Origin of the sequence: Aminiphilus sp. (assembly GCF_029975095.1) — a bacterium.
Classification (GTDB): Bacteria; Synergistota; Synergistia; order Synergistales; family Aminiphilaceae; genus Aminiphilus.
The window spans coordinates 1-13,246 of the sequence record NZ_JARKPW010000150.1; the positions used below are offsets into that span (position 1 = coordinate 1).

9 protein-coding genes are annotated in these 13,246 nt (G+C 58.0%); 8 read left to right on the forward strand and 1 reads right to left on the reverse strand.

Features of this window, described 5'->3' with window-relative positions:
- The 4 genes from Q1K49_RS09220 to Q1K49_RS09235 all read left to right on the forward strand — a co-directional run.
- A partial coding sequence (locus Q1K49_RS09220) for a hypothetical protein (protein ID WP_300525373.1) occupies positions 1-257 on the forward strand: 257 nt, incomplete at its 5' end.
- Positions 258-977: 720 nt separating this feature from the next.
- A complete protein-coding gene (locus Q1K49_RS09225) occupies positions 978-1,475 on the forward strand; it encodes an HIT domain-containing protein (RefSeq protein WP_300525376.1) in 498 nt (165 codons plus the stop codon).
- Entirely contained in the window at positions 1,465-2,106 is a 642-nt protein-coding gene (locus Q1K49_RS09230; protein ID WP_300525379.1) for a YigZ family protein, read from the forward strand. The genes Q1K49_RS09225 and Q1K49_RS09230 overlap by 11 nt, the downstream gene beginning before the upstream one ends.
- A 994-nt stretch (positions 2,107-3,100) precedes the next feature.
- Positions 3,101-3,670: a biotin transporter BioY gene (locus tag Q1K49_RS09235; RefSeq protein ID WP_300525382.1), complete on the forward strand. Its 570-nt coding sequence runs from the start codon at positions 3,101-3,103 to the stop codon at positions 3,668-3,670.
- Between the two features lie 1,157 nt (positions 3,671-4,827).
- On the opposite strand, the gene Q1K49_RS09240 is transcribed toward Q1K49_RS09235, so the two are convergent.
- Positions 4,828-5,916 carry a response regulator gene (locus Q1K49_RS09240; RefSeq protein ID WP_300525385.1) on the reverse strand — a complete coding sequence of 363 codons (1,089 nt, stop codon included), beginning with the start codon at positions 5,914-5,916 and terminating at the stop codon, positions 4,828-4,830.
- A gap of 910 nt (positions 5,917-6,826) precedes the next feature.
- Here Q1K49_RS09240 and Q1K49_RS09245 point away from each other — a divergent pair.
- From Q1K49_RS09245 to Q1K49_RS09260, 4 genes are all read left to right on the forward strand, one after another.
- Positions 6,827-7,876 carry a hypothetical protein gene (locus Q1K49_RS09245; RefSeq protein ID WP_300525389.1) on the forward strand — a complete coding sequence of 350 codons (1,050 nt, stop codon included), beginning with the start codon at positions 6,827-6,829 and terminating at the stop codon, positions 7,874-7,876.
- 59 nt (positions 7,877-7,935) lie between these two features.
- On the forward strand, positions 7,936-8,985 hold the full coding sequence (locus Q1K49_RS09250; RefSeq protein ID WP_300525392.1) for an ABC transporter substrate-binding protein: 1,050 nt from the start codon (positions 7,936-7,938) through the stop codon (positions 8,983-8,985).
- Positions 8,982-11,171: an HD domain-containing phosphohydrolase gene (locus Q1K49_RS09255; RefSeq protein WP_300525395.1), complete on the forward strand. Its 2,190-nt coding sequence runs from the start codon at positions 8,982-8,984 to the stop codon at positions 11,169-11,171. The genes Q1K49_RS09250 and Q1K49_RS09255 overlap by 4 nt, the downstream gene beginning before the upstream one ends.
- Before the next feature lie 113 nt (positions 11,172-11,284).
- Positions 11,285-13,096, forward strand: coding sequence for a bifunctional diguanylate cyclase/phosphodiesterase (locus Q1K49_RS09260; RefSeq protein ID WP_300525398.1), 1,812 nt, complete (start codon positions 11,285-11,287; stop codon positions 13,094-13,096).
- Positions 13,097-13,246 lie beyond the last annotated feature (150 nt).

The window sequence follows — 13,246 nt, forward strand, 5'->3', positions numbered from 1 at the left end:
TTCCCGGTGTTGTCGAAGGGTATGTTTCACGTGAAACATACCCTTCGGGCGAGTGTCCAATCAGGCTGCTCTTGAAACATCTACCTTCAGTCCTTCTTTTGCACCCACTGATGAAGAGGAATGTGACCACGAGGAAGGGCAACATGTTCGTGAGGGCGTCGAAAAAAATGACGGGCAATCTAAGAAATCTCTGGGAGCCTCTGAATGAGGCTGCGTCAGTCCCCGTAGGGTGCCTCGCAGATCCTGATGCGACCTGAGGCAAGGGAAAACGAAAGGTCTTTATTCAGAGCTTCGAGATTACGTCAGCCCCGCAGCGCACTCGCAGAGCCTGATGCGCCCCCCGAGTCAAGGGAAAGCGAAAGGTTTTTGTCCAGAATTTCTTAAAGGTGAAGAAGGAGAAACGAGAGACGAAGCAAAAGAACGTCGTCGCGTTTCTCGTGCGATCTGCGACGTGGTTCTTTATGGTATGCTTTGAGAAAGGTCTGAAAAATGCCGCGCCGATCTCGGAAAAACGTGATGAGGTCGAGAGAGGGACAACCTCCACTTGGCCAGAGCTTTCTTGAAGAATAATAAAAGACATCCTCCTTCCGTTTCTTCTTGAGTGTGGGGAAGAAGATCTTTTCGGAAGAGGAGCCTGTGGGTGAAGAGAGCAGATGCGACCATTCGGTGAGGTCGTTCTTGTGAGGGTAGTCTCTTGCAACGGCTTTTTGCCCAAAGGAAAAGACGTTCAAAGCGTGCGTCGAGAGGAATGGGGCAGCACGTATCGCTTCTCACAATGGCCATGCAAGTTGCCTCGGATACCACTCCGGTTGAAATCTATCATCGGGAGCCGTCGTTGCCACCGTTGTGTTTGAATGGACAAACCGGGTGTGTTCCTTTTTCGGAGGGCGTTTTTTGAGGAGCAAGTGTGCGCTCGGATTTCTTCGGCGTTCTCCAAAAAGAGCAATGGCGGACGGAATGGATAAGGAGATGTGTTCATGCAAAGACTCTTTGCTCCGTGGAGAATGTCCTACATTGGTTCGATTCCTCCGAGTGGTTGTATCTTCTGCGATTTCCCCGCACGCAGGGATGATCACGCGACCTTCATTCTTCATCGTGGAGAGACGTGTTTTACTATTATGAATATCTATCCGTACAATCCAGGACATATCATGGTAGTCCCTTTTCGGCACGTTGCCGACTATGATGAGCTTTGCGACAAGGAATTGCTCGAAATGCACCGCACGGTTCGACAATGGCTGCGGGTAATACGAAAGATCATGACCCCACAGGGATTCAATTTGGGGGTCAATGTCGGGAAGGTCGCGGGAGCGGGCGTAGCCGGGCATGTCCATTTGCATATTGTGCCTCGCTGGAATGGCGATACGAATTTCATGCCGGTCTTCGGCGAAGTCCGGGTCGTTCCTGAAGCCCTGGAGGCCACGTACGGCAGGCTCAGAGAAGGATGGGACGGAGAGATTTCGGGTGAAGAATAAGACGGCGGAGCAGCAGGATTCCTTTCTCGAACCTGCGATGCCCGCGAAGGCGGAGCGCACCATACGTCGCTCTCTTTTTCTCGGTCATGTTCGACAGGCCGCAACGGAAGAGGAGGCGCGGAATCATATTCGGGACATTTCGAGACAATACGCGGATGCCAACCACAATTGCTGGGCCTATCGGGTGGGGTATCCCTCCGTGCGGGAGTATTATTCGGATGCAGGGGAGCCTTCGGGATCTGCGGGAAAACCCATTTTAGGTGCCATTCTTCGGAGTGGACTCACGCATGTCGTCGTTGTGGTGACCCGCTATTTCGGAGGCATCAAGTTAGGGGTTCGCGGACTTATCGATGCGTACGGCGGTGTGGCTACGGAAGCCCTGTCTTTGGCGGGAGTCCGAGAGCGTCGTCTTTCTCGGCTCTTTCGTGTGACCGTTCCCTACGAAGGATACCAGCTCCTTTTGCGCCGTCTCGCTGTTTTCGGAATTGTGGAGAGCGATCTCTCCCCGGAGTTCGGGGCTTCGGTGATCTTCGACGTTGCCGTGCCACGCTCGATGGAGGAAGAGGCGGAAGCTCTTTTTGACGGGCATGTGCAACGCGGCCTTCTTCTCGCGTGGGAGCGCCGATCCTAAGAAGAGGGTGGACACTTTCTCCAGCGCTGTGTTCCCAATGAGGGCTGCCCGGACGTCGGAGTAGATCTCCCGCTTCTTCTCCTTCACGTGGGAGGCCACGGTCCGGTAGGAGCAGTCGAAATCCGGATATGTCCCCTCCAGCCGCGCGTGGACGCGCTTCGCCGCAACTCCTTGTTTTTTTCCTGTCGCAGACACCCATAAAAATGTATCTAAGGGACATCCCGATTCCTGCACATGTGACCACTGACCACGGCTGCGGTGCGATCGTGGAAGCAAATATGGCGTTCTGTGTTCAGGGAAGACCTGGACGGGAGAGGGTGCCTGCTGTTTGTTGCATAATAGAAATGGCTGAAGGAGTATCGGATCATGTGTGCGGGAGTGCTTGTACAACAGCGAAGTGTCAGAAAGACTGCGTCCGTCTTCAACGTGGACGAAAGTACCGTGGAGATATCACCTCGGAAGAAGAAGGAACACCTCTCTATGGCGCTCAGAGCACTTTCAATAGGAGGAGTGCTCTGAGCGCCAGTGGGGCATCCTCGGCAGACAGGAATCATTTGGTTTCGTCAACGCAAATTTGACCACCCCGGTCATTCTTCCGCAAAATGGCACGTCGATCTCGGAAAAACACGATACGATCGAAATCGTTCTTCTCTTGAGTACATGGACATTCTTGTCTCTTTTCAAGTCCAAGATTTTGTCCGTACCCCCCGGGATCGGTTTTAGCCTGTCGCGTAACAAACAAGACAAAAAATCAACGACACAAGTGTCTGGGGCTGGGCTCCGGGAAAGCAGCGTTGAAGTCAGGGGTGTTTCGTCAAAGAACAAGAAAGGTCAATACCTATAAACGCTTTTATGCGCCAATGGAGTTCATTTCCACCCCTCAAATTTCAATGAAAGTGCGCAGATGACACACGCGCTTGCGGAAAGAGCGCATTTCTCGTATACTCCAAGTGTCAACCAAAAAATAAAAAACGTTGACATGGGGGCGATTGAAGTGATACGTACACGCATGATGGTTCTTTCCTCGTTGTTTGCCGGATTGACGGCAGTGGGAGCACTGATCGTTCTTCCGTTTCCGATTGTTCCGATGACGCTGCAGACTTTTTTCGTGCTTCTTTCGGGAATCCTCCTGGGAGCGAAGGGGGGAGCTCTTGCGCAAATCTTGTATGTTCTCATGGGTTTGTTCGGACTTCCGGTTTTTGCCGGGGGAGCGGGGGGAATCCAGACACTTTTTTCCCCGTCCTTTGGTTTTCTCCTGGGATTCATCGCGGCAGCGTGGATTGGAGGGCGCGTAGTGGAGCTGGACAGATGGGGCGAGTCGCCCTGGCGCTATGTCTTTGCCTGTGCATCGGCTCTTGTAGCCATCTACGTTTTTGGCGTGGCAGGCCTATTTCTGAATCTGAACTACGTCGCCGGGAAATCGGTCTCGATGCTTACCGCACTGAAGATCGGCTTGTTGCCCTTCATCGTTCCGGATCTCTTGAAAAGTGTTGTCGTGTCGCTCATAGCCTTTCGGGTCGGAAAGCGCGTACGCGAGCTTTCTCCCCTCTCCGAGCGGATTTAGGAAGGTATTTACCCCATGTAGGGGACAATTAACGACAGGTGAGGTTTGAGGTACTCGGAACACAAGCGGTGTTCTCTCCGTTCGATGGCGGAAAGAGCACCGCTCTTTTTTTGTGAGTGCGCCAAGCGGGTTCAAAGTGGCAGGGGGTTGAACAAGGACCAAATGAACGAGGTTTTGGAAAGAGGACGTTTTCCGGGGATCCTGAGGTGGAGGAGTCGGTGTTCTGGAAAAAAGAGAGAATGAAGAGATTGATCTATGCTGATCAAAAGGAGATGTCAGTTTCGTGTTGGAAGTTGTACGCAGTTCTTCGATAGAAAACAGGTGGCATTTCGGCCAGAGCAACCCTTTAGTTTCACGTGAAACAGAGAGCGCCGCGGAGAGACGGGGATTTCGAGGATCTGTTGTGCTGTTGTCGGTGCAGAAAAGAAAAAACGGACACCGACGTTGTTGTTGTTCCTGCGAGAGGATTTTTTGCTACAAGGTCGTCAATGTGTTTGCTGTTGGGAGATGAATGTCCAGGACGACGAAGGATGGATGTAGCGTGTAGTGTGCAGGCCTTTTCCATTCCTGACGGATGAGGGAAGGGATTTTTCCTGCGGTATATGTGTGGTCGAAAGGCGCCGGGGGGTGGGGTGGAAAATATCCGGTTAGGGCGAGGCGCTAAAGAGAGGTTCTTCAAGGAGCGACTTTTTGAGTTTCATTTTTGTTTGTGCCGTGTCGCAAGGTGCGAATATTTCTTCTGTGTGTCCCGATGAAGTGCAGAAAGCGCTCCTGGTCGTGACATGCTCCCCTAAAAGGTACCACTGGAAGAGTTAGTCTGTTTCCACAACCGGGAGATGTCCGGGAGCATGTCACAGAAAGTACCGTCGTGACGGAGGGCTGATTTTCCGGGAGCCGTCGATACTAAGGAACCTCTGAATAAGGCTGCGTCAGCCCCGCAGGGCGCCTCGCAGAGCCTGATGCGACCCGAGTCCAGGGGCAAGCGAAAGGTCTTTATTCAGAGCTTCCCTAACTTTCCTCGTGGTACTCAATTTGGGGGCTGGTCAGTCGTGATCGGCCAAGCTGCGCCTGGAGTTCCGGAAGGAAGTTTCCATCATCTGTTGGCGCCAGGATGGCATGCATGGAGGGCCGGGACGACCAGGAGTGCTTCTTCGGGATCAGGCGGGATCCACGTGGATTATAAGTGCGGAGGCGTCGTCGGTGCGCGTCTCCAGATGGGCGAGTTCGAGAAGGATGTCTTCCGCCTGCGGCAGAGTGAGGTCGGCGTCGCATTTTTGCGGAGGAAAGGACTCGTGGAATCCGTCACTCAAGAAGAGGAACGCGTCGTTCGGGCCGATGGACATGGATTGCTCGTCGTACAGAGTATCGCTGTCTACGCCGAGGAAAAGGCCAGGGGAGCGCACGAATCCTCGAAACGAAGTCGCGAGGGAAAGAAATTGCCCTCCGCCTGCGGCGGAGTAGTCAAGCGTTCCCCGGAAAAAATCGAAGAGAAAGACGATCCCGGCGGCAAGGGATTCTCCCTTCAGGCAGGGGACGAGTTCGGCGTTCAGGAAAGCAAGGGTGTTTCCCGGGGAGAGATTTCGCTCACAGCTCTGGCGAAAGAGAAGACTGAGCGCAGAGACCTGGAGTGCCGCTGAGAGACCGTGCCCCATCACGTCCATGAGACATCCCTGAAGAAATCGTCGATTTTCGGACCATCTGTAGTCGAAGAAATCGCCGCTGACGTGTTGCAAGGGGAAGAAAAGAGTACGCACCGAAGCAGGCTTTCTCCCGGTGTCGGTCTCGGGAAGAAGCCGGCGCTGGAGGTTGCCTGCGAGTTGGAGATCTCTTTCGAGTAAATCGTAGTGTCGCTTCAGTTCTTTTTTGAGCCGGATGGTTTCGGAACTCTTCTGCAATACCTCCAGGCACTGTTCTTCCCGAATCGGCTTGAGGAGATAGTGATTGACGCCCGATCCGATGAGCTGGAGAAAATATTCCGTGTCGCTGTAGGCGGTTCCTGCGATGACGATGCATTCCCGATCGATGCGTCGAATCTGTTCCACAAGAGCAATGCCGTCCATGATGGGCATGCGGATGTCCGTCATGACCACGTCGGGGCGGATCGTGCGGAAAACGGCGAGGCCTTCCTCGCCGTTGGAGGCGGTGTGCAGCTCCCGTACGAATCTCTTGAGCATTTGTGCCACGGCGAGACGAATGAGGGCTTCGTCCTCCACATAGAGGAGCGAGATGTCGAGTTTGTCCGGCATGACTCTCTCAATCCTTCCGGGAAAGCGGAATCCATTTCCCCTACTATACCACCCGGGAGGATCGAACAGGGGGGAGGATACTCCGATCTTCGCGAAAGGTTTTTGAAACCTCTGAAGAAGGCTACGCCGGCTCCGCAGAGCGCCTCGCAGAGCCTGATGCGACCCGAGTCAAGGGCAAGCGAAAGGTCTTTATTCAGAGCTTTCTTTTGTCTAAAAAGGCGGTTGTTTACACGCGGTGGAAGGTGGAGTGGGGGAGTCGCCGCCGCCGTGTGCGCTCGATGGACGCAGGAGTGAGTTCGCCCCGGCCGAAGAAAAGGAGACGAAGGTGTTGCTTCGGGCGCCCGGTTTCCCGTTCCGGACAGGAGAGGCACGGAGAAGGAGGGGAATGTTTTCATAAGGTCATTAATAATCAAGTCCTTCAATCGCATTTTTTGAAAGAGGAATCGCCGGAAATCCCATCGTGGACTGCAAAAACCTGGTGTCTTTCGAACGGTTTTCTCTCTGTGGGTGCTGCCCCGGAGAAAGGGAAGACGGATTCCCCCCTGCGCGTTGTGTGCGACGTGCGAGACGATGACGAAGGGGGGCGCCGGATACGTGAGGAATTCCGTGAGGAAGGGGAAAGGGGAGTGAAAATCTTGTACAATGAAAAGAGATATGTTCGGATCGTTTTTCCCTTTCCTCCCATGCTCCGGGTCCGTTTTTCCACAGCGTTGCTCCGGAGGAGTTTTCTTGCCCATCCAGGGCAAGAGGAATGTCCGTGATACAGCGGTGTGCTCCGGCGGGTGGAGGAGCGCTTTCAAAAGTCGAATCGATGGAGGGAGTCCGATGGCCGTGTCGTGTGCAATGCTCTCCAAAGGAACTCCGATGACATTTCCCTCCGGAATGTTTTCTGCGGGAACGCTCCGGTCGTGTGGGTTCCACCATGCGGCGTGACGAGAAGCGCGAGTATCTGAAGGTCGTGGACGCGGCGCTCCTTCACCTGGAAACGGGTGGCGAGGCGGATCTGCTCCCGAGGAACATGCTGAAACTCCCCGCGGGAAGACGTTTGGTCTGTCATTTTCTCGTGGTGGAACACGGAGTGTTTTTTTCGGATCCTGAAATCCTGAGTCTCTGCGGTGAGGACGACACGTCCGTCGCCCATGTCATGGCACTCGTTTTTCCTCTCGAACAGCTCCTCCGGAAAACGCCCTTGAGCCTGCTCTTTTCCTCCCCGGAGATTCTGAGCCTGACCTCCGGAGAAGGACTTCGCGTGGCGGATCTCCTTGCGGCGCGACGGGAAATTCTCTTTGTTCCGGAGGCACTCCTCGCCCAGCCCGGCCTCTGGCATTCACCCAGACATCTTCAGGAAGCAAAGGCTTTTGCCGAGTTCGTGGAAAACGCCTCTGTGACGGAACATCCCGTCGTCACACAAAATCCTTCGCTCCTGCAACGCCTCTGGGCCCTGGCCGCCTTCGAGGGGTGGAGGGGACCTTTGCCGGCGTGTGCGGCGGACATGCTCGACGCACTGCTTCGGAACATGAGCCGGGAGGAGCGTCTTTTCGTCCTGTCCCGGAATGTCCGGGACAGCTTCGCCTTTCTCTGGGGAAGTTCTCTCATGGAGTGTCTTGCCGGACAGGAGGAGACCAGCGAGGTCGCTTCCCTCCGGCGTGACCTGCAAAAGGTTCCCGAGACACTGGTTGTGGGCGATGTGCTTCGCTCTTTCGTGACAGATCATGTGGACGAAGGATCCTCCCGCACTTCGGAAGTCGCCTTCCGGGAGGGCCTTTCCGAAGCGCGGTGCGCCTTGCCCGAGGCTGTTCCCCCTCTTCGGGAACCGGTTTTCGCCCATGAACCGCACGGGTCTTCGGTGCGACCTGTCGAGGACGTCCCGGCGGACCGAAACGGGGAACCGCCCGACATCAGTGCCCTTCTCCGTCTGCAGAGACTGCGTCGCATGGAAGGAAAGGAGCGATCCTCCTGAGAAGGAATCTTGCCGCCGCCGGTCTTCTGTTCCTGCTCGCGATCCTTCTCTCGGTGGTGGTGCCGGAACTCCGCACCAGGGATGTCGTGGTCGCGATCTGCACCGAAGAGGAAGCGTCTCTCCTCTTCGGTGTCTCCCGCATGGAAGAGGCTCTCCTTTGGGGAATGGACTACCTCAACCAGGATGCCTCGAAAAAAGGAGTGCGGTATCGCCCGGTGATTCTCCGGGGAAATCGCCCCCATCTTCTCGTGGAGGCCGCGAACCGCGCCGGGGCTCATGTGCTGATCGCCACAGTGACATCCTCTTTTGCCGAGACCCTGCTTCCCTACCTGGACCATGCGGGCATCGCCGCCGTCTCTCCAACGGTGAGTTCGGGAGTGCTGGCCCGCGAGGGAGACCTGCTTTTCCGGACGCGTTCGGACAGCGCGCAGGAAGGAGCGTTCCTCGGCGGAATGGCGAGAAGCAGTGGGGTTGCTCGCTATGTGGCGGTTCTGGGCAAGACGAATTTCACCTTCTCCGGGCGGTTGCTGGCCCGCTTCCGGGAGGCGGTTGGAGAGGCGCCGCTGCGGGTGTTCACCGTGGACGACGCCCTCTCCCGGGAGGAACTTCTTGTCCTTCTGCGGGAGGAGGAGCGTCTTGACGGAGCGCTTCTGGTTCTCGCGGATTACCCGATGGCCATGGTGGCGCAACAGTTGCGTCTTTTTTTCCCCGGTCTTTCTCTCTGGATTGCGAGCCTCGGCGTAACCGAGCGAGGGTCGACGCTTCTGGGGCGTTTCGGAGAGGGTGCGCATTGCTTGCTGAGGGCGTCTCCGGATCTGCTTTCAGGGGGACATCCCTTCGCGGTGTTTCTCCGGGAGCGGTATGCGGAGCAGTTGGAGCCCGTCGCCGTCCGCTCCACCTTCACCGCGCTGGCCATGCTGGATGAGGCGGTACGCCTCGGAGGACCGGACAGGAAGGGCATCATTAAGGGTCTTCGGTCGCTCGAGCGAGTGCAGGGCATGGACGGTCCCTTTACGGTGGATGCCGCGGGGGACGCACACCTGCCGCTCTATCCCGCCACGTTCCGCCGGGGTGTCTGGCAGGTTTGGGACAGGATCTTTTTTCCATGAGCATCCGGAGGCTTTTCCTCAATCTCGTGGTTTTCATGTCGCTTTTGGGAATGGTCATCCTCGGATTCCAGGCGATGACCACGGTTCGTATGGAGACGGAGCACCTTTTTCAGCGGGGAAACCTTCTCGCCGAGGAAACCCGGTTGCAGCTTCGCCGTCTCGGAGAGCGGGCGCTTCCTCAGGTGGCGTTGCTCGCGTCGGGGAATCCCCGGGAGACGGAACACCTTCTGCCGAATCTCAAAATCCTCGCCGTGGTTGAAGAAAACAGGGTGACCCGGGTGATCCGGGGAGCGCTCGTTCCGGGAATCGAACTGCCCAAGGAACTCTTCTCCGCGAGGAGGGGGGAGGGCTTTTCCGGGTGGGTGATCTCATCCCTTCTCGACCCCAGGGGAGAGCTGCTGCTCGTCACGGATGTGGTCTGGAGGAACACGCCCTATCTGCTCGCCCTCCGTCCGAACTTCGACGATCTGTCCATTCTCACCGGGCCGAGCCTTGTGCCCCTGCTGATCCGCACCGACGGTCGGGTGATCTGGAGAGCCCCCAGGGAGAGTGTGCACCCCCTCGGCAATGCCGTGGCGGACCGGGGGATTCTGGAGCGGAAACTTCTCGGGAGCGAAGGGTGGCATTTCGTTCCCTTTCCCTCCGTCGGCGAGGCCCTGTGGATACGGGTGGAGCCGCTCGACGTGGAGGGATTCGCCGCGGCGGTGATCCTTCCGTTCTCGGCGGTCCTCGGAGCGCTGTTCCGAGCCCTTGTTCCCTCCCTTCTTCTCTTCGTTCTTCTGGGAGGCGTGCTCCTCTTCTTTCTCCACCTCTGGCGGAACAGTTTCCGCCCCCAGATCCTCCGTCTGGAGGGACTCCTGCGCCAGGTACGGCAGCAGCTCGAGAGAACGAGGACATCCGAGGAACTCGCCCTCGCCATCGAACGTACCGGCGAGGCCGTGGCGCGGCAGAGGGAACGGGTCACGTTCCAGGAAATCGCCTCCGTACTGGATACCATCGCGGAGGTTTTCGGCGTCATTGCGGGGCAGCAGGAAGAGATCAACGCCTTTCACGAGGAAGTGCACGCCATGAACGTCTCCCTGACGGAGACGAACGATGCCCTTCGCGAGCGCGAGCGCGTCTGGGGCAAAACACTCGAGGTGGCTCAGACGGTGAGCCGGCGTGGCGACATGGTGCCCGAGATGAAGCGCATCGCCGAGACGATTCTCGAGGTGGGGCATGCTTCGGGGGTGATCATCGACCGCCTGGAGGAGGACACCCTTTTCCCCGTGGCGTGGGCGGGATACGACAGAACACCGCTCCTGACCCCCGTAGCGCTCTCGAAATCCCTCGTCGGAAGAGCGGTGCGGACGGGCGAGCCCCACTGGATAGAGCGGGTGGACGAGGACGAGGAATATGTGGCTGTCGCGGAAGGAATAACCTCGGAGGTGGTCATGCCGCTGCTGCAGGGAGGCGAGCCCGTGGGGGGGCTCACCATGAGCTTCGCCCGTTTTCGCGGGAAGGACCGCGAGCTTCTCGACACGCTTATCCCGGTGGCATCGGCGCTGGCGGGTTTCCTCTACATGGAGCGGGCCCAACGGGAAATCAAGGAGTCCTACCACTATCTTGTGGAAAAACTCCAGGAACTCACCGCGCTCTATCACGACGAGACGGCGGAGCATCTGCAGCGCATGGGAGCCTATTGCCGGATGCTTGCGGAAGTGCTCGGACGCAGCCCGGAAGAGCAGGAAGAGATGTTCTTTCTCGCCAGAGTGCACGATCTGGGAAAATTGCGGGTTCCCCGAGAGCTTCTGGCAAAACCCGGCCCCCTCACCGCGGAGGAGTTCGAGATCGTGAAAGGGCACGCCCGGGCCGGGGCGGAGATTCTCGGTGACGCCCGGTGGCTCTCCATGGCCAGAACCATCTGCGTCAGCCATCACGAGCGTTGGGACGGCAGTGGGTATCCCAACGGTCTCAAGGAAATGGAAATTCCCTGGGAGGGGTGTGTGGTGGCCCTGGCGGACGTGTACGACGCCCTCCGTTCCCCCCGGGCCTATAAACCGGAACTCCCCCACGAGACAGTGCGCCGCATCATTCTCGAAGGGGACGGGCGCGTGCGCCCCGAACATTTCCATCCTCGTCTGCTGGATTTCTTCCGGGAGCATTCGGACCGGTTCGCCGCCATCTACGACAGTGCCCGCGAATAGGTCGTCCGAACCATCCCCTGCCGCCGGCGAGAAAGCTGTTACGTAGTTGCGAGAAACCCGTAAACAAGAGATGGTACCCTTGCTCCGCAGGAATGCGGGAAGGGTGATGGTGCATGGGGCTCGCTGTGATGGCGCCGGATGTTGCGCGCGAGTGGGATGTGCTCGTGGCGACGATTGAGGAGGGGGCCGTGTATTCGGTCTTTCAGCCCATCGTCGACGTGGGAGCGGGGAGCGTGTGGGGATACGAGGTCCTTTCCCGGGGAGAGATCCCTCCTCTCGAATCCCCAGCGGCGCTCTTCAGTGTCGCTGCGTCCTGTTCGCTGGACTGGGAGGCGGAGGAGGCGTGCCGCGAAGCGGCTCTTGCATCTATCGGAGCCATGAAGGACAAATGCGGTGCCCGATTCTTCTTCAACGTGAGTCCCTCGGTGTTCATGGACCCCCGTTTCATCGACGCCTTCACTCCGGAGGTTCTCCGAAGAGCGGGGCTTTCTCCGGAAATGATCGTGCTGGAGATCACCGAGCAAAGTCCTGTGGACGACGACCGGCGTTTCTCCGAAACAGCGGCTCGTTTTCGCGCCGCAGGAATTCCCCTCGCCCTGGACGATCTCGGAGCCGGGTTCAGCGGCCTTCGGATGCTCATCCTCAGTTCTCCCCAGTATCTCAAGCTCGACATGGCTCTAGTCCGGGACATTCAGAACGATGGCTACCGGCGCCAACTGGTGCGCACTCTCTGCGACTTTGCGGCCCAGGTGGACGCGAAGATCGTCGCCGAAGGGGTGGAAACCCTGGAGGAACTGCAATGCCTCGTTCGTCTCGGGGTACGTTACGCCCAGGGCTATCTTTTCGCCGCGCCGGCGCGGACCTGCGCCACGCCTCCGGCGCATCTTCTCGAGACGGCAAAGGTGCTCTGGGCCGCCTCCCAGGGTGCGTCGACGGACACGCTGGAGAGCATCGACTCCCTTGTGCGACGCTGTCTCGCCCTGCCCAAGGGGGGCATGCGCGGGGAGGACGTACACCGCCTTTTCCGCAAGGACGGCAACCTGGACCACTTCGTCGTCCTCGATGGGGCGAAGCCGGTGGGACTTGTCACGCGCGAAGGGTTCTCGTCCCGTACCGGCGGCGCCTTCGGCTATCATCTGCACGAAAAGCGCCCCGTGGAAAGCCTGGTGCAGAGTTCCTTTCTCTCCGTTCCCGAGGGATGCGCCGTGACGGAGCTGGCAAGCCTCGCCATGGAGCGCTCCCGGGACTCGCTTTATGATCCCGTGGTGGTTGTGGATGAGGAAGGTGCCTTCGTCGGTACCGTGACCATGAAGCAGATCGTCACCCGCGCAGGTGTCCTGGAAGTGGAGATGGCGAAAAACAGCAATCCCCTGAGTGGTCTTCCGGGAAACCGTCAGATCGAACGGTGGATCAAGACTGCCCAGGAGGACGAGCCTCTGTTCTCGGTGATCTACGCGGATCTGGACCGCTTCAAGGAGTTCAACGACCGGTACGGTTTTCTCCGGGGGGACCGGCTCATCCGGCTCACCGCGGAAATTCTCCAACGAGGGCTCTCTCTTCTGCCTCCCCGGAGTCGCCTGGGGCACGTGGGAGGGGACGATTTCGTCTTCGTGGTGCCGGGAGAAGTGTCCGGCGACACACTGGAAATGGTGTGCACGGCTTTCGACGAGGAAAAACGGGGGCTTTTCAGCACCGAGGATTTCTGCCGGGGATGCTACGAGGCGGAGACGCGGACGGGGGAGCGTTGTACCGTTCCCCTGGTCACGCTGAGTCTCGCTGTCGTGGAGAGCCGACGCCTTCCCGGCGAGGTGCACCCGGGGCTTCTCGTGGAGGTCGCGGCTTCCCTGAAGAAGAAGGTGAAACAGATCACCGCCAGGGAAGGGCGCAGTTTTTATTTCTTTGACCGTCGCGACCACGGAAAATGATCAAAAAGGACGAATGCGCAAAGACGCCCGGGGATGGTCCCCGGGCGTCTTTGCGCATTCGGAGGAGCGGTCGTTCCTCCCGGAGTGGGGGAGTTGTGTGCGTCAAGTTGTGCAAAAAGGTTTTCATGGTGTTTGGCGGCCGTTTGCAGC